At 43.7% G+C, this 21,197-nt stretch carries 23 protein-coding genes; 19 read left to right on the top strand and 4 right to left on the bottom strand.

The features are described from left to right. Positions 1-478: 478 nt before the first annotated feature. Entirely contained in the window at positions 479-916 is a 438-nt protein-coding gene (locus L3V36_RS07420) for a DUF3069 domain-containing protein (RefSeq protein ID WP_004731036.1), read from the bottom strand. 131 nt (positions 917-1,047) lie between these two features. Here L3V36_RS07420 and L3V36_RS07415 point away from each other — a divergent pair, with 131 nt between their 5' ends. Further along, positions 1,048-2,019, top strand: a complete 972-nt coding sequence (locus L3V36_RS07415) for a diguanylate cyclase (protein ID WP_017087061.1) — start codon at positions 1,048-1,050, stop codon at positions 2,017-2,019. A 77-nt stretch (positions 2,020-2,096) separates the two neighbouring features. Beyond that, entirely contained in the window at positions 2,097-3,128 is a 1,032-nt protein-coding gene (locus tag L3V36_RS07410; RefSeq protein ID WP_102456961.1) for a Solitary outer membrane autotransporter beta-barrel domain, read from the top strand. Between the two features lie 47 nt (positions 3,129-3,175). Here the strand turns inward: L3V36_RS07410 and L3V36_RS07405 are convergent, their stop codons facing one another. Then, entirely contained in the window at positions 3,176-4,417 is a 1,242-nt protein-coding gene (locus L3V36_RS07405; protein WP_017087579.1) for a GGDEF domain-containing protein, read from the bottom strand. Between the two features lie 338 nt (positions 4,418-4,755). Between L3V36_RS07405 and L3V36_RS07400 the strand changes: the two genes are divergently transcribed. The 9 genes from L3V36_RS07400 to L3V36_RS07360 all read left to right on the top strand — a co-directional run bounded on the left by L3V36_RS07400 (position 4,756) and on the right by L3V36_RS07360 (position 13,330). Then, positions 4,756-5,124: a late competence development ComFB family protein gene (locus L3V36_RS07400; protein WP_004731025.1), complete on the top strand. Its 369-nt coding sequence runs from the start codon at positions 4,756-4,758 to the stop codon at positions 5,122-5,124. 39 nt (positions 5,125-5,163) lie between these two features. Further along, positions 5,164-5,445, top strand: a complete 282-nt coding sequence (locus tag L3V36_RS07395) for an HlyU family transcriptional regulator (RefSeq protein WP_004731023.1) — start codon at positions 5,164-5,166, stop codon at positions 5,443-5,445. Positions 5,446-5,745: 300 nt separating this feature from the next. Then, positions 5,746-7,296: a Re/Si-specific NAD(P)(+) transhydrogenase subunit alpha gene (gene pntA, locus L3V36_RS07390; RefSeq protein WP_004731020.1), complete on the top strand. Its 1,551-nt coding sequence runs from the start codon at positions 5,746-5,748 to the stop codon at positions 7,294-7,296. A gap of 10 nt (positions 7,297-7,306) precedes the next feature. Beyond that, entirely contained in the window at positions 7,307-8,686 is a 1,380-nt protein-coding gene (gene pntB, locus L3V36_RS07385; RefSeq protein ID WP_017079246.1) for a Re/Si-specific NAD(P)(+) transhydrogenase subunit beta, read from the top strand. 275 nt (positions 8,687-8,961) lie between these two features. Beyond that, on the top strand, positions 8,962-10,434 hold the full coding sequence (gene vxrA, locus L3V36_RS07380; RefSeq protein ID WP_004731017.1) for a sensor histidine kinase VxrA: 1,473 nt from the start codon (positions 8,962-8,964) through the stop codon (positions 10,432-10,434). After that, entirely contained in the window at positions 10,409-11,068 is a 660-nt protein-coding gene (vxrB, locus tag L3V36_RS07375) for a response regulator transcription factor VxrB (protein WP_009845363.1), read from the top strand. The genes vxrA and vxrB overlap by 26 nt, the downstream gene beginning before the upstream one ends. Further along, positions 11,068-11,955, top strand: coding sequence for a DUF2861 family protein (locus L3V36_RS07370; RefSeq protein WP_102447406.1), 888 nt, complete (start codon positions 11,068-11,070; stop codon positions 11,953-11,955). The genes vxrB and L3V36_RS07370 overlap by 1 nt, the downstream gene beginning before the upstream one ends. 50 nt (positions 11,956-12,005) lie before the next feature. Beyond that, positions 12,006-13,136 (top strand): conjugal transfer protein TraF, encoded by a 1,131-nt coding sequence (locus L3V36_RS07365; protein ID WP_017084893.1) that lies wholly within the window; start codon positions 12,006-12,008, stop codon positions 13,134-13,136. A gap of 41 nt (positions 13,137-13,177) precedes the next feature. After that, positions 13,178-13,330 (top strand): YoaH family protein, encoded by a 153-nt coding sequence (locus L3V36_RS07360; RefSeq protein ID WP_017073513.1) that lies wholly within the window; start codon positions 13,178-13,180, stop codon positions 13,328-13,330. Positions 13,331-14,136: 806 nt separating this feature from the next. Here L3V36_RS07360 and L3V36_RS07355 read toward each other — a convergent pair. After that, positions 14,137-15,444, bottom strand: coding sequence for a GGDEF domain-containing protein (locus L3V36_RS07355; RefSeq protein WP_102447405.1), 1,308 nt, complete (start codon positions 15,442-15,444; stop codon positions 14,137-14,139). A gap of 380 nt (positions 15,445-15,824) precedes the next feature. Here L3V36_RS07355 and L3V36_RS07350 point away from each other — a divergent pair, with 380 nt between their 5' ends. Both L3V36_RS07350 and L3V36_RS07345 read left to right on the top strand, forming a co-directional pair. Further along, entirely contained in the window at positions 15,825-15,992 is a 168-nt protein-coding gene (locus L3V36_RS07350) for a hypothetical protein (protein WP_208775641.1), read from the top strand. Positions 15,993-16,192: 200 nt separating this feature from the next. Further along, entirely contained in the window at positions 16,193-16,855 is a 663-nt protein-coding gene (locus tag L3V36_RS07345) for a hypothetical protein (protein WP_102499921.1), read from the top strand. Between the two features lie 587 nt (positions 16,856-17,442). Here L3V36_RS07345 and L3V36_RS07340 read toward each other — a convergent pair. Then, a complete protein-coding gene (locus tag L3V36_RS07340; protein WP_017082184.1) occupies positions 17,443-17,715 on the bottom strand; it encodes a helix-turn-helix transcriptional regulator in 273 nt (90 codons plus the stop codon). A 130-nt stretch (positions 17,716-17,845) separates the two neighbouring features. Between L3V36_RS07340 and L3V36_RS07335 the strand changes: the two genes are divergently transcribed. The 6 genes from L3V36_RS07335 (at position 17,846) to L3V36_RS07310 (ending at position 21,008) form a co-directional block, all read left to right on the top strand. Beyond that, positions 17,846-18,007: a hypothetical protein gene (locus L3V36_RS07335; protein WP_017093600.1), complete on the top strand. Its 162-nt coding sequence runs from the start codon at positions 17,846-17,848 to the stop codon at positions 18,005-18,007. Positions 18,008-18,023: 16 nt separating this feature from the next. Beyond that, positions 18,024-18,617 (top strand): hypothetical protein, encoded by a 594-nt coding sequence (locus L3V36_RS07330; RefSeq protein WP_017082186.1) that lies wholly within the window; start codon positions 18,024-18,026, stop codon positions 18,615-18,617. A 528-nt stretch (positions 18,618-19,145) separates the two neighbouring features. After that, positions 19,146-19,385 (top strand): hypothetical protein, encoded by a 240-nt coding sequence (locus L3V36_RS07325; protein WP_237296640.1) that lies wholly within the window; start codon positions 19,146-19,148, stop codon positions 19,383-19,385. Then, positions 19,375-19,842, top strand: a complete 468-nt coding sequence (locus tag L3V36_RS07320; protein ID WP_237296638.1) for a hypothetical protein — start codon at positions 19,375-19,377, stop codon at positions 19,840-19,842. The genes L3V36_RS07325 and L3V36_RS07320 overlap by 11 nt, the downstream gene beginning before the upstream one ends. Then, positions 19,832-20,320, top strand: coding sequence for a hypothetical protein (locus tag L3V36_RS07315; protein ID WP_237296636.1), 489 nt, complete (start codon positions 19,832-19,834; stop codon positions 20,318-20,320). Before L3V36_RS07320 ends, L3V36_RS07315 begins: the two co-directional genes overlap by 11 nt. After that, complete coding sequence (locus L3V36_RS07310; RefSeq protein ID WP_237296634.1) at positions 20,289-21,008, top strand: type IV secretory system conjugative DNA transfer family protein; 720 nt, start codon at positions 20,289-20,291, stop codon at positions 21,006-21,008. Before L3V36_RS07315 ends, L3V36_RS07310 begins: the two co-directional genes overlap by 32 nt. The last annotated feature ends 189 nt before the right edge of the window (positions 21,009-21,197 follow it).

Raw genomic sequence — 21,197 nt, 5'->3', positions numbered from 1 at the left:
ATAAGTTCGATCATTGTCTTTTCTATGTTTACTGCTTTTCAGCGAGTTTGACGTTTGTCAGCGATGCTTACTGCTTGTCTGCGAATTTAACGTTTGTCAGCGATGCTTACTGCTTGTCAGCGAGTTTAACGTTTGTCAGTGATGCTTACTGCTTGTCTGCAATATGAATACTTCTCCGCGACATGAATATTGATCTTGATTCCATGAATGGATACATGCGTCATTTTTTTTACGGTATAACTGCCAGTTTTGCGCCACACTGTATGAGTGTTAAGGCATATTGCTTATTTGTCGAATGTCAAAAGCGACACTGACAAGAGCTTCAGTGGCAAAAACACAAACATATTGTGAGCGAAGCTCTCAAGCAACGAACAGAAAAAGCTGCAGGTACAAAAAAGCCGCATGTTTTAAATAACATACGGCTTAATCATTAATTTTTCGTTAAGCATTCAACCTAAATTTAGGTGCGATGAATAGCTTAGCGGATGAAAACTTCTTTGAAATCACGCTTCAAGATAGCATCACGGCGCGCTTTCTTGATTTGCTTAGCCATGTCTTTTACACAGTTATGTAAAATTTGGTCAAGCAGTTGAGCTCGGTACTCTTCTTTTTCTTCATCAGACATGCCTTCTGGAAGTTTAAGAGTAGGGAACTCCTCCATCATGTTTACGCCAGCGAAAGCTTGGCTAACAGAGATTAGAGCGTGGAATTGCTCAAAGTTGTCCAAAACATTTTGTGCGCTTGCTGGAAGACTGCTCCAAGTTTCACGCACTGCTTCTTCAGACACCTCATGAATAGAAGTAACCATGTTGTGCATCTCTTTAGGCACTTCATCAAATTCGATAACTTGGCGAAGCTCTGGTGAGATAGTGGTTAAATCGATTTCTTGTACTTCGTTGTTTGTAGCGTCTGACATAGTATTTCTCTTTAAAAAGAAACAATGCTAAAAAGATCTGTAAAAAAGTCAATATAATATAGAGATTAGGGCATGATTTAAGCCCAAATTTGAGCTACTTTGAATATTCAACACTAGATAAAGGTGATGTGATGATAGAAAAGGGATCTTCGATGCGCATATTGCTGGTTGATGACGTTCAACTAGACAGGATGCAACTCGCTATTCGACTCAAGCAATTGGGTCATGTTGTAGAAGCTGTTGGTAGCGGAAAAGAAGCCCTGAATGTTTATTCTGATTTTGATCCTGAACTCGTGTTACTTGATATTAGCATGCCAGACATGGATGGATTTGAAGTGGCTAATGAGGTTCGTGGCCAATTCCCAGAATGGGTTCCCATCATCTTTTTGAGTGGTCATGAAGAGCCGGAGATGATCGCGAAAGCGATTGATGCTGGTGGTGATGATTATCTAATCAAACCGGTAAACAAAGTTGTTTTGAACTCTAAGTTGATTGCGATGCAGCGTATTGCGCACATGAGACGAGAGTTAAAACAGAGTACCGCCAAGCTCGAAGAACTGAATATTCTCCTGCAGCAACAAGCCAATGAAGATGGTCTGACTAAATTGTATAACCGTCGATATATGGATACTAAACTTGAAGAGAGCATTGCGTGGCACGGAAGACGTAATATACCCATGACTGTCATACTTCTTGATGTAGACTTCTTTAAGCCTTACAACGATAATTACGGTCATATTCAAGGGGATAAGTGTTTGCAAGGGCTTGCCAGTACCTTGAAGCAGCTTTTTGTGCGTGCGGGAGAGTTTGTCGGTCGCTATGGCGGTGAAGAGTTTGTTTTGATTCTTAGCGATACAGACAGTGAAGCCGCTAAGGTACATGCGACTCGAGTCAAAGAAGCTCTACATGAAATGAATTACGCCCATGATCACTCAACGGCTTCCGATAGAGTGACAGCGTCACAAGGTGTGCTCTCATTCGTGCCTGATGGGGGAGAATCTACCGCCTCTATTTACGAAAAGGTCGATCAAGCGCTTTACCAAGCGAAACAAAGTGGCAGAAATACCTTCATACAACGCAACATTTTGGAGCTTGCTCGTTAGTTGGTGAGCTCTTTGAAATATTTGAATTTATACTTTACTGGCGTTTTAGCTAGGAAGTACTTTAAGTGATAAGAGAAATGCCAGATTCAAAGTCATTTTATGTGACTAGCACATGTTGGACGCTAGCGGTTCCTCTATTTTTAACCGCGGCTCCTCTATTTTTAACGGTAGTGCCAACCACCGCTAATGCCAACTCCGTGTCTGATCTTTTCAGAAAGGAACTAGAGCAAACCTTCGCAACAAGCGTTCTGCTCAATGATACTGACGTGTTTACGTTTGGTATTAATAACTTTGACCCAAACAAAGTTTTTCGTTTAGATAATGAAGAGATTGGTTCGAACGATTCGGTGAGTCGAAGAAAAGATATTGCTTCAATCAGCCTTCCGTACACATTCGAGCTTCCTGAATATATTGAAGATAACCATCAAGAAGTCACTCTACGGTTGTCGGCATTACGGATCGAGAAAGATGTTGAATATGCTTCAACAACAAAATCTGATTTGCAAAAAGAGTCGGTAGTGTCTGGCTACGTGGAATTCGCGAATGTATCTCAGTTAGACGAATATTGGAGTTTCAGCTCTGCAATTGGTAATCATATTTCTTATTACCGCAATGACTTCGAATATCGATCTCCATTACTTGAGCCTATTCAAGAACAGTTGGACGGGGTCTATTACAATACCGATGCATGGGCATACATAATTGAGCCCAAGATCAAGCTGACCTTTGAAGACAAAAATGATTGGGGAAGATACAAACTCAGTACCAGTTGGCATTACTTTAATGGCTTCGGATGGGGAGAAGCCAATAACGGCGATATTGGTCACCCTGAAGGTTGGTATATCGCCAATGAAGCCAAGATTTTCTATGATCTAGTTCGTTGGGATAAAAACATCACATCGATGTACTCGAGTATAAGAAGAATTGATATAGGTGGTGACACCGTGGCTTCTATGGGGACAACATCTTACTACGAGGGCAGCGTAGGTTGGTTGCTTAACCCAAATCTGTTTAATGACTGGGTCGATAATGTGGGAATAGGGTTTACGATCAATTACGGAAGCAGTTTGAAAGGCGGGAGCTTAGTTATTTTCTTTAACCAAGATTAAGCTCCCTCTAGTCGAGTTATCGACACTTAAGCTATCGACACTTACGTTTAGCTATTAACACACAGCTTGTTTCGGCCGGTTTCTTTCGCTTTGTAGAGTGCCTTGTCAGCAAGCTTCAATACTTCTTCAGGATGCTTGGTGGTTGTACTATCAGACAGCCCAATACTCACCGTCACATTCACCATTTCCGATGGTTTCCCGTTCTGACCACGATTTTTGATACCCACTTCATGGTCATCAGGACGCTCGTGGCTATTACGAATGGTCATGTCGTAGTTTTGGATCTCTGAAATCAGAACTTGAAGGTGCTCTTTAGCCTGTTCCTTGTATTTGCCTTTAAAAATAATCGTGAACTCTTCTCCACCATAGCGATACGCTTTCGCACCACCGGTGGTTTCTCTAAGAATACGAGCCACCAGTTTCAGCACATCGTCGCCAATGTCATGGCCATAGGTATCGTTAAATGTCTTGAAGTGGTCGATATCAACCATCGCCATCGAATATTTACGGCCTAAGTGCTTCATATCGACTTCTAAGGCGTGTCGACCTGGGATGTTAGTCAGTTGGTCATTAAAAGCCATATCGTGGCTAGCAGACATCACATAGACGATGATCAGCGTGCCTGATAAGGAGAACATAGTGCTAGAGATGTACTGCACGTCAAAGAAGATGAACGTACAAGAGGACAGCAAGATAGTGCTATAAACGACAACATCAATAGAACGGTTGTACACCAGCACTAGGATGGCTGTAAGGCCAAGCAAGCAAAGGCTATACAACACCAAAACAAAAGGCAGTTTGGAGAAGTCTCTAACAATGAACAGTAGGCCTTCACTCCATGATTCAAAACCGCCAGCATGGAAATGAGAAACGATCAATTGCGCCCAAACCATAAACAGCACGAGAACGATGGCGTAGAGGAGCATCGACTTTGAATTGACACCGTTATCTGGGAAGGCATACACCAATAAGCAAGTGACCGGTACTAATGCCGCAAGTAACGACAGCTCTAATAAGGTGGTTCCAGTGTTCAAAGGGGTTTGCAAGCGAACTTGGATGATCAGGTAGGCTACTAGCATGGTTAATGACACCATGGCCATGCGTCCTTGTCTGAATGTATGGCATAGCAAAACGGCAACGCTCAATAAGATATATGGAAGGTTGCTAGCAAACCCTAGGTTTGAATCCGTCACGAGAATGACGTTGTTCATACCAGCGAATAAAATTGCCAATAAAAATAGAGGGAAGCAAAATCGAAACATGCTCGACGTTACAAAAGAAGATGCCATTTACGTGGTGAGCCTAATTATACTGATGATCTTGTAATTTAATTTTATACGTAGGATACGGTTAAACAAGCGAATGCCAAGCTTTTTGCTTAAATCAGAGCAAAAACATAGTCATAGGTCGCTAATGATGCAACCATTTTTATATGTATTTGAGTTGCTATTAACCATAGAACCAACTACACAGTATATATGAGAAATTAATTAGTCGTTATAGTTAGTTAACATGCAGTTAGTAAATCTGTAGTAATGAGTAGGGTATAGTAAGGTAACAATATGTAGGTCGTTGCCAATCAGGTTAGAACTCGATCTGTCGTGATAGCTACAAATGGAGGTGTGGTATGCAAATTAGTGTTGATGTTCACAACTATATGGAAACTCTGGTGGGTCAGGTTTTGGCTACCGAGGAATATGTGTCTAGTTATAACAACGAACAGTTGGCTGATCTCGCGTGTTTGGCTTTAGGTCAACTTAAGCCCATCTATATTCGTTTCGATATCGATTTTCTTTCGGCATTGCCAGAAGACAAATTGGTACTCTATAAACGAAATAGTGAGATCGCGGTCAAGAATGCTGAAAGTATGATTATTGACGATAGAAGACGCGAACGTGACGACAATGTGCCCGTTATATTTAGTCAACACAATTTTGATGATGACGTAGAATTGCAATGGTATGAAAAGCCATTGTTGAACCGTAAACAGTCGTGATAGTTTAGGGTTAATACGGTCATTTAAGGAGTAAAAAACGTGGGATTCTTTTCTAGATTATTTGGTGGCAAAGAAAAAACCGAACAAAAAGTAGAGATTGAGCCAGTCGAATATAAAGGTTTCAATATCTATCAAGATGCCATTGCAGAATCTGGTCAATACCGTGTTGCTGGGCGAATCGAGAAAGAATTCGACGGTGAAATCAAAACTCATCGTTTTATTCGTTCAGATGTTGTTTCAAACAAACAAGATGCCGATGAATTGATGCTAAAAAAATCGCAGATGTTCATCGACCAAATGGGCGACAATATATTTAGCTAACCAAATAGGGTTAGAATTGATGTTGGTCATAATTTAGAGAGCTTTCAGTGTATATGCTGAAAGCTCTTTTTAGTTTTAGGGACAAAGAACAGCTAGTAAGTTGTTATTTAAAGGATTATTTGCAAGTGGTTTGACCTCTTAGTTCGAGACGGTCGTCATTTCTTCAAATGAAGCGCTCAAATTCCATCCAAATCGTTATAAGTAATAACTTTTCCTGTTCTTTGAACAAAACGCTTGAAGTATTAGTTGTCGTTAGATACAAACGAATAAGTCATTCGTGCCAATAGTCAAGGAATAGCTATGCAAATTGGTGTACCAAGAGAAACACTCGCAGGTGAAACGCGAGTCGCTGCTTCGCCGAAATCGGTAGAACAGCTTCTAAAATTAGGGTTTGAAGTTTGTGTTGAATCACAAGCAGGTGCGTTAGCAAGTTTTGAAGATGCAGCTTATGAACAAGCTGGAGCAAAAGTTGTTACCGCAGATGAAGCTTGGAAATCCGATATTATCTTTAAAGTTAACGCTCCGATCGTTGACGAGTCTAAAAACGAAATCGATCTACTTAAAGATGGCGCAACATTGGTCAGCTTTATTTGGCCTGCTCAAAATCCTGAATTAATGGAACAATTGTCTACTCGTAGCATCAACGTGATGGCCATGGATTCTGTTCCACGAATTTCGAGAGCTCAGGCGCTAGATGCATTGAGTTCTATGGCAAACATTGCCGGTTATCGTGCCGTTGTTGAAGCCGCGCATGAGTTTGGTCGATTCTTCACGGGTCAAATTACGGCGGCAGGTAAAGTTCCACCAGCGAAAGTATTGGTTGCTGGTGCGGGTGTTGCTGGCCTAGCGGCGATTGGCGCTGCAGGTAGCTTGGGTGCGATCGTTCGTTCATTCGATGTTCGTCCTGAAGTAAAAGAGCAAGTCGAATCTATGGGCGCTGAATTCTTGGAAGTCGATTTCAAGGAAGATACCAGCGCGGGTGATGGCTACGCAAAAGAGATGTCTGAAGCATTCAACAAGAAAGCGGAAGAGCTTTATGCGGCTCAAGCAAAAGACGTCGATATCATTATTACAACGGCACTTATCCCAGGTCGCCCGGCACCTAAGCTGATTACCAAAGAGATGGTAGACAGCATGAGTGCAGGTAGCGTCATTGTGGATCTTGCCGCTGCGAATGGCGGTAACTGTGAATACACGGTTGCAGATCAAGTGATCACAACCGCTAATGGTGTGAAAGTGGTTGGTTACACCGATATGGTTGGTCGACTGCCGACTCAATCATCTCAGCTATATGCGACTAACTTAGTTAACCTGCTGAAACTGCTTTGCAAAGAGAAAGATGGCAACATCAATATCGACTTTGAAGATGTCGTCTTACGTGGCGTAACGGTGGTTAAAGAGGGCGAAGTGACTTGGCCAGCTCCACCAATTCAAGTTTCTGCTCAACCACAACAACAAGCTAAGCCTAAAGCGGTGAGACCTGAACCAAAAGTTCAAGAACCTGTCTCTCCAATTAAGAAAGCGGCGGGTATGGCAGTTGCTGTAGGTGCTTTCGCTTGGATAGCTTCGGTTGCTCCTGCTGCGTTCTTATCTCACTTTACCGTTTTTGTTCTCGCTTGTGTGGTGGGTTATTACGTAGTTTGGAATGTAAGCCATTCACTGCATACACCTCTGATGTCCGTAACTAACGCGATTTCAGGGATCATTGTAGTAGGTGCACTGTTACAGATAGGACAAGGAAGTGGCGTCGTCACATTCTTATCATTTATTGCCGTATTAATTGCAAGTATCAATATCTTTGGTGGCTTTACCGTGACCAAACGTATGCTTGAAATGTTCCGTAAAGACTAAGGAGTAACAGATGTCTGAAGGATTAGTACAAGCAGCTTATATTGTTGCTGCTGTATTCTTTATAATGAGCTTGGCCGGGTTATCGAAACAGGAATCTGCACGTGCAGGTAACTATTACGGTATCACTGGTATGGCAATCGCGCTGATCGCGACGATCTTTGGCCCTCATTCTGCTGGAATTGTGTGGATCATCATTGCTATGGTGATCGGTGGTGGTATTGGTATCCACTTCGCGAAGAAAGTAGAAATGACAGAAATGCCAGAGCTGGTGGCAATTCTGCACAGCTTCGTAGGTATGGCGGCGGTACTTGTTGGTTACAACAGCTACATTGATGCACCAGAAGCGGCAACGCATGCAGAGCACGTTATCCACTTAGTGGAAGTGTTCCTAGGCGTGTTTATCGGTGCGGTAACCTTCACCGGTTCTATTGTTGCATTTGGTAAGCTTCGCGGCGTTATCTCTTCGTCGGCACTGAACATCCCTCATAAGCATAAGTGGAACCTAGCGGCTATCGTTGCTTCTACATTGCTCATGATCATGTTCGTTAAAGCTGACGGCAGCATGTTCGCATTAATGGTGATGACTCTTATCGCATTCGCATTCGGTTACCACCTAGTGGCATCGATTGGCGGCGCAGATATGCCAGTGGTTGTTTCTATGCTGAACTCGTACTCTGGTTGGGCAGCAGCGGCAGCAGGTTTCATGCTTGCGAACGATCTGCTTATCGTAACGGGTGCGTTGGTAGGTTCATCAGGTGCGATTCTGTCTTACATCATGTGTAAGGCGATGAACCGTTCGTTCATTAGTGTTATCGCTGGTGGATTCGGCCAAGACGTCGTTGTGTCTGACGGCGATGAAGAGCAGGGTGAACACCGCGAAACATCAGCTGAAGATGTGGCAGACATGCTGAAAAACTCAAAGTCAGTCATCATCACTCCAGGGTACGGCATGGCAGTAGCTCAAGCTCAATACCCAGTGCATGAAATCACTGACAAGCTAAGAGCGCAGGGCATCAAAGTTCGATTTGGTATCCACCCAGTGGCTGGTAGGTTACCGGGTCACATGAATGTACTGCTTGCTGAAGCAAAAGTGCCTTACGATATCGTTCTTGAAATGGACGAAATCAATGACGACTTCGATGAGACAGATACTGTATTGGTTATTGGTGCAAATGACACCGTGAACCCTGCAGCACTTGAAGATCCAAACAGCCCAATTGCTGGTATGCCAGTACTTGAAGTTTGGAATGCTCAGAATGTTATCGTATTCAAACGTTCGATGAACACAGGTTACGCTGGTGTGCAAAACCCACTGTTCTTCAAAGAGAATACGCAGATGCTGTTTGGTGATGCTAAACAGAGCTGTCTAGGCATTCTAGAACATCTATAGAGATCACCTCTAAGAAATCTGTAATAACTCGATAAGGAGCTCATTTGAGCTCCTTTTTTTGATCCTCAGAACGTGTTTTAACCAAAATTCACAACAAACAGGGCAAGAAAACCCATTCGAATGATGGCTGGATTCATCAATCAGCTTGCGAGTGCGCCTGTGCAACACAATCCTAATATGATGGGATTTATCGCTATAACTCACCATTCCCACTGTTTTTCATGCGGTTAAAAATTTATCTTTGATAGCGAATGGTATATATTTGTTTGATCTATATGAATTTGCGTTGGTTTGTGATCATCAAAAGAACATTTACTCTTTTTATCGCTACATTATCTGTGTCTGCAAACGCGCTTGCTGACTCTTTACCTGAGCGTATCGATAATTTCACCAAACTCTTTGATCATGAAACCGCAATCGAATCTTATGATATTCGATTGTTGCAGGCTGATTATCCAACACGTTTGATCATGCCGTCTTCTATGCTGCCACAAACCGCAGAGTACCCATTAAAAGACATACAGCGCTTATACCAGTTATCAAAAACCTGTAGCGGGAAATTACCGCTAAGCCCGTTGATCACCGAGCCTTTGGTCTTTACTCGTGCAATGTGTAAAGGAACCAAGCTTTCTGATCGTTGGTTCAGCCGTAGTGGCTTGATTCACCCAGGTGGTGGTTCTTATGCGGCGCGATACGTAGAGAAGTATCCTGACAAGTTCGACTCTTTGAAACGCTTTATGCATATTCAAGAGCGTCCAAATACTGAGCATGATGAACTGTTATCTCGTTTACAAAACATGGACAGTGAGGCCATCACGGCACTGTTAGCTGGTGCGAGCATGTTTGTCGAGCTTGACGAAATGTGGGTAAAACGCGGCGACAGATATTACCTGTACAAAGAATCAGACTGGAATGAAAACGCGACACTTTCTGGATTATCGTTCAGTTTATCTTCAGAAGGCAAAAGCTGTTTTGTTCAGCGCGGTAATGTATGTTGGGAAATAGAAGATCATTCAGAGCTTCTGCAAGTCGCCATGTTTATCTTGGTGCTCGCCAACATCATGCTTGTTTTGGGGTGGGCAGTTTACCGTTGGAACAGTAAGAAACAAGAGATGAAGAGCCGCATGCTGGTGCTTCAAATCCTAACGCACGAATTAAGAACGCCGATTGCAAGTTTGTCATTGACGGTTGAAGGGTTCAGACGCGAGTTCGAACACTTACCAGAATCGGTATATGATGAGTTTCGTAGGTTGTGTGAAGATACTCGCCGTTTAAGACAGTTGGCAGAAGCAAGTAAAGACTATTTGCAATCAGACAACCAACCGCTCGCAACAGAGTGGGTACCAAGCGTTGAAGAGTGGCTTCAATACAAAGTTGAAGAAGAATTTGCACCGGGTATTGAACTCCGTGTAAACAAAGACATTGCTGCAAAAATAAACGTATATTGGTTAGGAACGTGCATCGACAACCTGATCAGAAACGCCGTTAAATACGGTGTCGCACCAGTGATACTAGAACTGAATACTTCTGACAAGAAGCTGACATTCAAAGTTATAGATAATGGAGACTTGTCCCGCAAAGATTGGGGGCAACTAAGAAAGCCATTCGTAAGTAAGAGTGGACTCGGTTTAGGTCTGACGATAGTGGAATCTATGGTCGGAAAAATGGGCGGTCACATGACGCTTATCGGCCCCCCAACAACATTTATTTTGGAGATACCTTGTGAAACAGACATTGCTTCTCGTTGAAGATGATAAAAATTTAGCTGACGGTTTATTAGTTAGCCTTGAGCAAGCTGGATATGAATGTTTGCATGCAGAACTGATCTCTGAAGTTGAAGGCTACTGGGAACAAGCGGACCTAGTGATTCTAGACCGTCAGCTTCCTGATGGTGACTCAGTAGATTCACTTCCAGGTTGGAAGAAAAAGAAAGACATCCCAGTTATTTTGCTAACGGCTCTCGTCACAGTAAAAGACAAAGTTGCGGGCCTAGACTCAGGTGCAAACGACTACCTAACTAAGCCTTTCGCAGAAGCTGAATTGTTTGCTCGAATTCGCGCGCAGTTACGCCTGCCTGATGCTGAAGATCAAGACGCATCAAAAGTGATGGCTCAAAATCTGGTTATCGATAAAGCGACACGTGAAGTGTTTTTCAATGAACTGGAAGTCACGTTAACGCGCACTGAGTTCGACCTACTGCTATTTTTGGCAAGCAACCTTGGCCGTGTATTCACTCGTGATGAGCTGCTTGACCATGTATGGGGTTACAACCATTTCCCAACAACACGTACGGTAGACACGCACGTTCTGCAACTAAGACAGAAACTGCCGGGTCTAGAAATCGAAACGCTACGTGGCGTTGGTTACAAGATGAAAGCGTAATGAAAAAAGCCTTACTTCCACTATTAATGTTGTCTTGCGTGGTGAATACCGCGCAAGCTGCAGATTGGTTTAAGAGTAGCGATACTCTAACTCAAGTTCATAAACACCTGTTGGATAATGACTTACCTCAGATGTTTGATTCACTAGTGGAAGTTTGGCAAATCAACTCTTCTCAATCACGAGAAGATCACCTCAATGAGCTGTTCGATCAAGCATTGAACAAAGATTGTGGTAAAACCCTCACCAGAAAAACACTCCCAGATTGGATCAGTTCAGTCGTCGTTAAAAGACACATCATTCAAAGCCCTGGCCGAGATACTTTTCGCGTATCGATTGATGTTGAATCCGAAAACAACATTCAAGATATTACCTTCGAGAAATGGGTCGATAAGATTGTTTCATCGGACAGTGAACTGACCAAAGACAGTGAAGTGGTAAACAACGCATCGGTGAGCCTATACCGCAAGCGTTACAATTTAGCATCTCAACTTGAGTCAGGCCTGTATCGTTTAAGTGTGAAAGGCGATGGCGGTAATTCATGGAGTACTTGGATTATTCTTGCTGACGTTGCTTTTCGACAGCAAGTTCGTTGGGCATCAAAAGACACGTGGCGCATCGATAAAAAAGAACTGCTGAATCCTTATTGTCCGCTTCCTAAGCTCGAAATTGGTTTGTACGATTACGTCGATGAACACTATGAGCAGGTGTGGGGCAAGAGCTATGAATCTGATTATCCAATGAACCTCACTGGCGAAGAACTTCCCAATGATCGCTACGTTTTGGCGGTTTCAATGGTGCATTCACGCTGGCAAGGTGACATAGCGATAGAACAAGCACAAACTATCAGTAAAACTTATGATATTTCTAGCGAAGAAGAGTTAAAGTAATTTAGAATTGAGCCGTTAACTATGTAAGGGATCTAACAAAGATAAACGGCATGAAAAATACGACTAAACTACTCGCAGCATCAATTGCATTCGCCAGTCTTCCTCTTTCAGCAGCAAACTACGCCATTGAAGCGCGTGGTGATGCGATGGGTGGTGTTGGTGTTGTTTCAGCAAACTTCCTAACCGCTCCATTCTATAACCCTGCACTTGTTGCCATTTATCGTCGTAACGATGATATGGGTATGATCACGCCAAGTTTTGGTGGTAGCTATAACGACCCAGATGACATGAAATCGAACATCGATGCAGTGCTTGATGCTTCAGGCAGTGATATTACAGATGGATTGAAGAAACTTGATGGTAATCAAGCGAACTTTGACTTAGGTGGCGTTGTAGCTTTTGCGCTGCCAAATCAATTTGTCGCTGCGAATATATTTGGCAAAGCGTACACTGAAAGTTTTGTAACACCAGACGTGTATACGGCAGGCAGTGACACGGACAATTTGCAGCGTTCGGCAGTAGAAGCGGTTTCAATTGGAGTCGCTGAAGTTGGTATATCCTTAGCGAAGTATCAAACTTTTATGGGGCAGCACTTATCATTTGGCATCTCTCCAAAACTCCAGCGTATCTACACGTACAACTATGTTGCGTCAGTAAACGACTATGACTTATCTGACGTAAGAGAAAATGGTGATGGTGACACGACGTTTAACGTTGATGCTGGCGCACTGTGGTTTTTTGGCCCGTTTAGAGTTGGATTCGCAGCGACTAACTTAATCTCTCGAGACATCGAGACAAAAGACTCTACAAAAGAAATCGTTCCCGGACATTCAGTTGGGGGCAAATACGCCTACAAATTAGAGCCTGTTTACACTGTTGGGGCGGGTATCGTTTCTGACTACTTTACGTTGAGTGTTGATTATGATTTGAATGAAGCTGAGAAGTTTACTTCGTTTGCTGATAACGAACAGATGATTCGTGTTGGTACCGAAGTCGATCTTCTGCGTCAGCTTAAGTTAAGGGGAGGGTACTACAAGAACCTGGCTTACTCTGATTCAGAAGGAACAGTCACAGCCGGTATTGGTATCTCGCCACTCAACTTGTTCCAGTTAGATCTAAGTGCAAACTACACAAACGAAAATGCAATGGGTGCATCAATCAATTTCCTTGCTAGTTACTAACAGTCCTTATATAGTGCTGCTCCTAAATAAAGGAGCAGAGCATGCTAAACGACTTACCAACCCTTTCTCACGAAGAACAACAGAAAGCTGTTGAACGAATTCAAGAAATGATGACTCAGGGCATCAGCACAGGACAAGCGATTAAAATTGTTGCTGAGCAAATTCGTGAAGAAATGAGTAATAAAGAAGAGTAGGGCATCAGCCCTTCTTTTTTAACCCCTTAGTGCACTATAACTAAATATATTACCCTCTAGTATATTATCTCGTACATACCAACTCTTTAGCTACCCTAAATTCCCGACCTATCCAAAACCATTAAATTCCTTTTATTCAGTGAGTTATGTCGGAGTAATCCACGTTTCAGGCTTTCCTTGGCTTTGAGTTGTAATTAAATTACAGCAAGGTCTGAAAGTAAAACAATCGCCATTTTAGGTGTCAGCATTTATGTCACCACATCTAAGTGCTTAAATATATGGTGTTTTTTAAGGCTAGTGACGTTGTGACTTCTATTTTTAGCGGATACGAGTGCATGAATGTTCAGAAGCAGATAAATGAGGATTTCATCTAAAAACAGTGCGAGATAAGTGACGACGGTAATGTTTAAAACCGATACCACGAGTGACTGACCACAGGTTAGAGCACGCTTTACTAGCCAAATACGCGTCTTTAAGAACAAGTGTTTAGGAAGCTTAGAGGCGTAGGGAGCGGTTTATAGAGCGATTCAGGAACGATACGTATCAACCTGAGAATGCTATCGATGGTGTTATAGCAAACGGTCTTATTACAGATGGTGTTATAGCAGATGGCGAGAGCGCGCTTATAGGCATACGAATCGATTAGAATGCTGATGAGACACTAAAGCTTATGAGGTTGTTTGGTCTGCGGTTAAAAATTTAACGGGTGCTTAAGTGGAGAGTAGATATCGACAGGATATTAATGGCGTGTTGATTGAGTAGTGGCTGAGAGTTGAATGTGTAGCTGCAGTCCGGTCTAGCGAGCCTTAATCAAACGTAACGACTTGGTTTCGTCCGTTGTCTTTCGCTTGGTAGAGCGCTTTGTCTGCACGTTTGATGGCCGTACGTATCGATTCATGCTCCTTAAGCTGCGTTACTCCAGTCGAAGTCGTTACTTTAAGCGCTTTAGGCCAAGGTCTTTGGTCCATTGCTAGGTAAAAATTATCGATAGATTCGTTACACTGTAGCGCAGTTTGTTCCAGGCAAACGAGTAGAAACTCCTCACCACCCCAGCGATAAAGTAAATACTGCTCACCAAGGCTCTCGTTCGCAGTTGCGACAAACTGAATAAGTACTTTGTCACCCACTTCATGGCCATGTTGATCATTGATCTGCTTAAAATGGTCCAAATCAAACAACGCGATGTGAATCGTTTTTCCTTGTTGCGCCAACCATTCGAAATCATAGAAGGTATCTAACGCTTCGGTTCGGTTTCTACATCCGGTCAACGGATCGGTTGTTGCTTTTACCTTTAACTCTTCAATTTCTTGGGTTAAATAGCGTTGTTGCTCTGCTGCACGCGTTTTGCTTCGCTGTGCGATGTGTAACGCACAACCTACATAACAGATGGCATAGGTCACCCATAATCCAATTAAGAGTTCACCTAACAAAGCTTTGCTGATGATTTTACCGTGGAAAACAATGCTCGAGATCTTAAGTGAATGGTGTCCATCTAGCGTGCTGGCTCCAAGCCCGAGCTCAACAGACACCGCGTTTGTGATGTCTACCGCGCTACTAGTAATAGGTTGGTTGTAATGATCAATCCACCAAAAAGGTACGTTGAAGTAATTTAAGTCGATGTGGTTTTTATCTGGTAACGAGAAGTCTAAGCGATTGAACTTATTCGACATAGCATCACCTTTCACGCTGTAATTCTTGTCGTAATTACGAATGTAGAAGCGAAACCTTGGGTCTTCTTGGCCTTGGTAATCCATATTAATGGTGACCGAATCGAACGTTGAGAGATCGAGCCCTTTACCTTGTGTCGATATAACGAATTCAATTTCACAGAAGGGTAAGCTATAGGTCCGTTCAAAGTCACACTGTAACTCAATTCCATCTTCTAACTTATGTAATGAGCCTACGGTGCCACCATCGTGGTCTCTGTCTGTGTTAACGCGTGTAGGGTATTTGTCGGGTGTAATAACGTAGCTCTTATTCATGAGCGTATTAAAAGAGATCAACGACACTAGCGTGATTGCTAGGCAAAAAATCGAAAGGAATATGTTGAGTTTTCGGAATGCTTTGTCACTCATGATACTAACCCGTACACGTGATTCTAATGTAATGCGCAATGCCTTAGAGTTGGCGCAGTCGAAGATTCTCTTTGAGTATTACCCTAGGTGGAATCGGTATACCTAAAACTAACGCAGAGCTCAGGTTATACAGTAAAGAGATTCATTTAACCAAATGTAAGTTTAAAATCTGAACGCAGAGCCTTGATTCTGAATGTTATTTGCTCAATAAGTACTGTTTTTACGGGGGTAATAATTTAACTGTATATTTATACAGTTAAATTTAAAGAGGCTCGGTTTGTTGTCATCAGAGTGGTGTGTGCAAGTTTTCTGGCTTGCTGTGACAACTAGTCACGAGGCCACTGTTACTGTTCATCAATTAAAGTGGAGGGCAGTTATGTTGCAGTGTCACTTTTTTGAGCTCGTTTTATCGAAACACTTTGTTGTCTATGAGAGCGTTCGTTCCATTCATTTTGTCTTTTATTCCCAATTACGCGCCATATGTAGAACAAGGCTTCAATGCACTGCAGAACATCCCTAACACTTATTGGATTGTAGTCGGTTCTGTTGTGGTCGACACGCTAGGCATGCGCGCCATGGTGCGATAATTCACAGATAAAGCGCTATTTTCTTCGGAAAGTAGTCCTTTCTACATTTTAAGCCCCCTGTTTTACTGTTAATGATTTAAACCACTGTTATAAGGGGGGTTAATGGATATAATTCTTTCTCAAAAAATTAACTAGACAGAAAGTTTTGTATTGAAATCCAGAGTTTTCTGTCTAGTAACTGTTATGCCTAAAGAGGAAGTATGGAAACAATTTATAGCATCATTCAAGATAATCCAGATTACTTCGCATGGGTGTTTGGTGTTGTTAATGTCTTTTGGGGGCTGTTTGCGTATTTTAATAAGCAAAGCCATGACAAAGCATTGGCGAAGTTAAAGCATGAGTTAACTTTGGATGCAGATAGAAGAAAGAAGGTTTTTGAACTTAAAGCCACTCAATATGAAGCCTATGTCGAAAACCTCGATGAATTTGGTAAAAAGCATCAAGTCGATATGCCTGCACGAATGCAGCCAGTTTTTGATAAGTACCTGAATGATTATCTAGCGGCAACTCAGCGCGGTGATAAAGACCAAGAGCGTGAGGTGATCACAAGGTTTAGTTCTCAAATCTCATCATTCATGCAAGAAGGACTTTCAGATGTGTTAAAGCTGCAGAGTGAGTCGAATAAACTTAAGTTAACGGCTACTGATGAAATGATCGAGACTTTTACTAGGCTTGAAGCTCTCACTAAATTGTCTATGGATAAAGCTAATGAGTTTATGGGTAAGTTTACAGAAATAGTTCTTTCTCAAAATAATGAATTGTCCCAACAGTATCAAGGTGAGCTAAAAGCTTTAGGGGACCAAACTAAAAATACAGCTCAAAAATTAATGCAGCAGATGCGTGCCGAGCTAAACCAAATTTAAGCATAACAATTTGCTTAAGAGTGTGTGAACAAGTCTGTTCATGACATAACGTGGATCTGAGAAACACACGGAGTAATCCAATAATCTAACCAACAAGCACAAACTTAGAGCGAGCTGTAAATTGGGTTTAAAAACTCAGCGTTAAAACTTACAGGTGAGCTCGTGTGATAAAACTTAACTGGCTTACTGGATAACACAAAACAGAATTCAACGTGAGCAGCCAACAAGAAACACGGTGGCGTGTGTAAAATCTGAAAAAGAAACGACAGCAATTGCCCACAAGGTTTACACACAGCGCGGTGAATCATTAGTACAAAAAAGATGTAAGCAGACAGACGGAACAAATGTTCTCGTTAATCGGCTTTATATAAACGAATCATGTAGATGTTGGCGACACATATAATGATTGGGTTAAAAGAGCATTTAGAGAATGCTGGTGAACTCAATATGCTTGAGGCACCAGTTGTATTAAGGGTTTAAGAGGAAACGATGACAAGAATAACTTTGGAAAATAGTGACATTACTATCTGGGGCTTACAATCTCAGTGCGTATTATGTACGTGGGGTTAAAGTAAAAACGTACCTTTTCAATCGGGTGTGTTATCTCTTAACACCTTGATTACTCTTCTATTTTTCTGTTTGTTAGGCAGCAAGCCAAACACGACATTTTGATCACTTTCACCCAAGATATCAGCGATGTGGAACGCCACGTCCCAATCCATCCCCGCGATACCTCTTCTCCAGTTATAGAGTCTAGTATCACTAACCTTGAGTTTCTTCGCCAATTGGTACTCTGAGGTCAGTTCGTACTTGGCTTTGACTCGATTCAAAAGTGCATTTGTGTAGTTAATAACTTGCATGTTCGTCCACGTCCTTTGAGATGATTAAAAGCTAGAACTCTCCCTATTTCCATCCCTAAAACGCATTTTAAATACGAAATAGTTTCATATAGGGTGAGGTAGAGCAGAGATATCAATGTTTGGAGGTGGGATGAATAACCAAGAATCGAAACTGGATGAGACATTAGCGGCAGCTGAGCAAGCGGCCAAACAAGGCAAGCTAACGTCGAGTGTCAGATTGGTGATTGTGTCGCTGAGACAAATCGTTGAACGTCAAAAACCGTTGTTCAAAAACCATAACAATAGACCCTAAAGCGCGTCAAAGAGTGATGAAGACGAATCAGCATCAACGTTCCCCACACAAACGAAGTGCGCGGCCATTGGCCGCGCTCAATCGTGATCGCTGGAGAAAGCTGTTGGAGAACCCCTCACAATATGACTATCTGTTGTCTCGTTCGGGCAAATCAACACAGCGCCAATACTTAACCGATATAGGCCGAGTGATGGACTACTTGGTGAGTGAGTTGGAGTTTCGCACCTGTAAAGTGGGTGTAGTGACGGCGAAAGGATTCTTATTGCGTACGTGGGCGAATGTGGCCAAAGGCACTGGCTTACCGGAATGGCGCGTCAAACAGTGCGTGAGTTACGCGAAAGACCGAGGTTGGATCACTTCAAAGCAGCCACGAGAGAACATCAATGGCGATTGGTACGGCTTGGCGTCCATCAAGCGCATCACCGACAAGTATTTTCGCGATCTCGGTTTAAACGTGGCCTACGCGAATGCCAAACAAGCTGCGACTAAGAACCTCAAGAAAATGGCCGCCTCAACTGGCGTACACATCCGTTACCTCCTCACACCGATCACGTTACTGCGTAAGTTTGCCCGTCGTAGCACTCAACGTCATTACAGCCCTGTGCCTTAAGATCAAAGCTCAAACTGTCCCTCGATCCGCCTGAACCCCGATTTTTCGGGGTTTTTCGTCTCTATTCCTATCCAATCTCATCGATTTAAGACCGTGAATTCCTCGTTGTGGATAACCGTTTCATTAACCGGTGTTTTATGGCGTTAACTACTCCATGAATTCAGTCTTTGAGATCACAACGCATAGTCTAAAGACTAATGATCTATCTAAAGATAGATGTAAGGGAGAGTTACTGTTACCCCGTGAAAAACGGGGATAACTTATAAGGAAGCGGCTCATCGAGCTCGCCAGCGAGCTGGAGCCTAGAGGCGCGAGAGGTGTTGTAGCATGGCGATAAACACCGAAAATGCTGGCACAGCAACGGCCAGTGAGTCGCTGCGCGACGGCCTGTTAGGAAAGCCAAGGCGAAATCGAAGTGCACATTTTAATTACTTAAACCTATTAAGTTTTACATTTTAATTGTTATAATCTATTAGTTAACGTCGAGAGACAGGGACACACCAACGTCGAGAGACAGAGGATAACACAATGACAATGCATCAACCGCGCTACCAACAATTGGTCAGCGAGCTTGAGCTCGTTGAACAAACGCTGACCCAAGCGGCGCCAGACTGGAGCACCGTTCCCACCTTTAAGAAACCCCTTGTCGCGATCCAAGCGGCCGAAGAAGCCAGCCAACAGGTGGCGACGACCATCCACTTGCTGAAATCCCTCATGAACAATTTCCATCTTCGTTTGAGCGAACTGGAGGCCAAGCATGGCCAGTAAGAATCCCGTCAAAGGTTACATCGCCTGCCCAACGCATGGGTGCGATGAGATCTGTACCGTGCACGCCGTCGGCGAGCACAAGCTCATCGAAGGGGGCGAGCCGCCTAAGAATAAGCGCCGTCTCGGTCAGCTCTATACCATTTGCCCCAGTTGCAAAACCAATCAAAGTGCGGGTAAACCGTTTCAAGACTGGTTGCACAACCACATGGTGTCGAGTCCAGATAAAGCCACTACTGATTATAAAGACAGTGCCAATAAGAAACCCGATCCAAACACCCCTTTAAAACCGAACGAAACCAAGCCCGATAAGGGCTCAAGCAATCCCGACAAACCCAACGAGAACCAACCCGTGCCGGTTAACACCCGGTTAGGCTGGTCATTCTTGTTGCTGTTAAGCACCTGCGCGTTGTTGTGGTTTGGTTTAACGAAGAAAAAAGGAGTCACTCATGAGCAATGAAGCCCCATTCACGCCCGTGGAGAACGAACTGGATGAACGCGACCAACAAGCCGTTGAAGCCGTAGAAACCTTACGTGAAGCCCGAGAGCAAGACGAGGCCGAGCCGTCAGAGACGCAAGACGCTTCGCCGGAGCCATTGGGTTTCGGGGAAGAAGACGCGCGCATGATGCTTTCTTACGGCTTAGGTGTGGTGGAGATGACCGTCGGCAGTGTGTTTGATGTGCCATTTGAAATCGACACCCGAGCCGGTAACCAGTGGTTAGACGCTGCATCACCCATGCTGCAGAAGTACGGTCCCGCCGGATTGAAATGGTTCGGCCAGTACCAAGGCGAGTTTGTGTTTGCCATGGCTTCTATGACCTTGATTGGCGGCTGCGCCAAACAAGTGCGCCAACTCAAACAGGCTCAGGAGACAACTGAGCCTGATACTCCTCAGGAGGTGGACAGTGAAGCTCCCCAATCCAGTGAACAAGAATAACGCCCACAATGCGGAGCACGTTTGTTACATGGGCACTACGGGCAGCTGCAAGACCACCGCCATTCGTCAGCTCAATTTCATCGAGCGTCAGTCTCAAGTGGTGATGTTCGATCCGTACAGTGAGCACATCGAGGCGCCGCTCAAAGGCGGCCGCGTGCACGCGTGCCACAGCTTTGATGAGTTCTACCAGAAAGCGTGGTTTGCCCGTAAGAAAAAGACCGCGTTTCGATTGGCCCTGGTCGAGCAAGAGCGAACCCGTGAGAACCTCGAGCTGTTTGCCAACATGGTCTGGTCATTAGGCGATGGCCAGCATCCGAAAAAGCTGCATTGCGTGATCGAAGAGTTGGCCAAATTCACCAACACGCCCTCAAAGCTCGATGGATTAGCCGGTGAGCTCTGGACGGGTGGCCGCGGCTTTGGCTTGGTGATGCACGCGACGTTTCAGCGTGGGCAAGAAGTGCCTAAAACAGTACTCGATGAATCCAAATATGTGTACGTCGGTGCGGTCAGCTCACGGCGTAATGCCAAGTACATTGCGGACTATTTCGATATCCCCATAGAGGCCATTTTGGGGCTGCAAAGCTGCGTCGATAGGGAGCATCTAGGGCGCAAAAAGTTCGCGGATTACATCCTCAAATCACCGGGTTTGGGCAAGTGGGAACAAGGAAAAATCTACCCCAAGCGATGACGGGTAACCTAATAGGTTTAACTCTTAACCTAACAGGTTAAAGGCACTGGTCATTTTCATCTCTATACACCACGTTATCAGCATCAATCACTCTAAAGGAACTCCCATGAGATTGAACGTGAAAAATGTGGCGATTGTCGCCGGAATTGCCGCGGTAACGACGGGTGCGATCGTCTTTGCCGTGAATAA

It is taken from the genome of Vibrio sp. G-C-1 (genome assembly GCF_021728015.1).
In the GTDB taxonomy this organism is placed as follows: Bacteria; Pseudomonadota; Gammaproteobacteria; order Enterobacterales; family Vibrionaceae; genus Vibrio; species Vibrio splendidus.
The sequence above is the reverse complement of the archived record's forward strand: the minus strand, read 5'-3'. Positions and strand labels throughout refer to the sequence as shown.

What these genes read in the sequence shown, in the direction of transcription:
- L3V36_RS07420 (WP_004731036.1), bottom strand. Translation starts at nt 916, where the DNA reads ATGTCAGACGCTACAAACAACGAAGTACAAGAAATCGATTTAACCACT.
- L3V36_RS07330 (WP_017082186.1), top strand. Translation starts at nt 18,024, where the DNA reads ATGAAGACGAATCAGCATCAACGTTCCCCACACAAACGAAGTGCGCGG.
- L3V36_RS07335 (WP_017093600.1), top strand. Translation starts at nt 17,846, where the DNA reads ATGAATAACCAAGAATCGAAACTGGATGAGACATTAGCGGCAGCTGAG.
- L3V36_RS07410 (WP_102456961.1), top strand. Translation starts at nt 2,097, where the DNA reads ATGCCAGATTCAAAGTCATTTTATGTGACTAGCACATGTTGGACGCTA.
- L3V36_RS07360 (WP_017073513.1), top strand. Translation starts at nt 13,178, where the DNA reads ATGCTAAACGACTTACCAACCCTTTCTCACGAAGAACAACAGAAAGCT.
- L3V36_RS07370 (WP_102447406.1), top strand. Translation starts at nt 11,068, where the DNA reads ATGAAAAAAGCCTTACTTCCACTATTAATGTTGTCTTGCGTGGTGAAT.
- pntB (WP_017079246.1), top strand. Translation starts at nt 7,307, where the DNA reads ATGTCTGAAGGATTAGTACAAGCAGCTTATATTGTTGCTGCTGTATTC.
- L3V36_RS07405 (WP_017087579.1), bottom strand. Translation starts at nt 4,417, where the DNA reads ATGGCATCTTCTTTTGTAACGTCGAGCATGTTTCGATTTTGCTTCCCT.
- L3V36_RS07315 (WP_237296636.1), top strand. Translation starts at nt 19,832, where the DNA reads ATGAGCAATGAAGCCCCATTCACGCCCGTGGAGAACGAACTGGATGAA.
- L3V36_RS07325 (WP_237296640.1), top strand. Translation starts at nt 19,146, where the DNA reads ATGACAATGCATCAACCGCGCTACCAACAATTGGTCAGCGAGCTTGAG.
- L3V36_RS07400 (WP_004731025.1), top strand. Translation starts at nt 4,756, where the DNA reads ATGCAAATTAGTGTTGATGTTCACAACTATATGGAAACTCTGGTGGGT.
- L3V36_RS07415 (WP_017087061.1), top strand. Translation starts at nt 1,048, where the DNA reads ATGATAGAAAAGGGATCTTCGATGCGCATATTGCTGGTTGATGACGTT.
- L3V36_RS07340 (WP_017082184.1), bottom strand. Translation starts at nt 17,715, where the DNA reads ATGCAAGTTATTAACTACACAAATGCACTTTTGAATCGAGTCAAAGCC.
- L3V36_RS07365 (WP_017084893.1), top strand. Translation starts at nt 12,006, where the DNA reads ATGAAAAATACGACTAAACTACTCGCAGCATCAATTGCATTCGCCAGT.
- pntA (WP_004731020.1), top strand. Translation starts at nt 5,746, where the DNA reads ATGCAAATTGGTGTACCAAGAGAAACACTCGCAGGTGAAACGCGAGTC.
- L3V36_RS07345 (WP_102499921.1), top strand. Translation starts at nt 16,193, where the DNA reads ATGGAAACAATTTATAGCATCATTCAAGATAATCCAGATTACTTCGCA.
- vxrA (WP_004731017.1), top strand. Translation starts at nt 8,962, where the DNA reads ATGAATTTGCGTTGGTTTGTGATCATCAAAAGAACATTTACTCTTTTT.
- L3V36_RS07320 (WP_237296638.1), top strand. Translation starts at nt 19,375, where the DNA reads ATGGCCAGTAAGAATCCCGTCAAAGGTTACATCGCCTGCCCAACGCAT.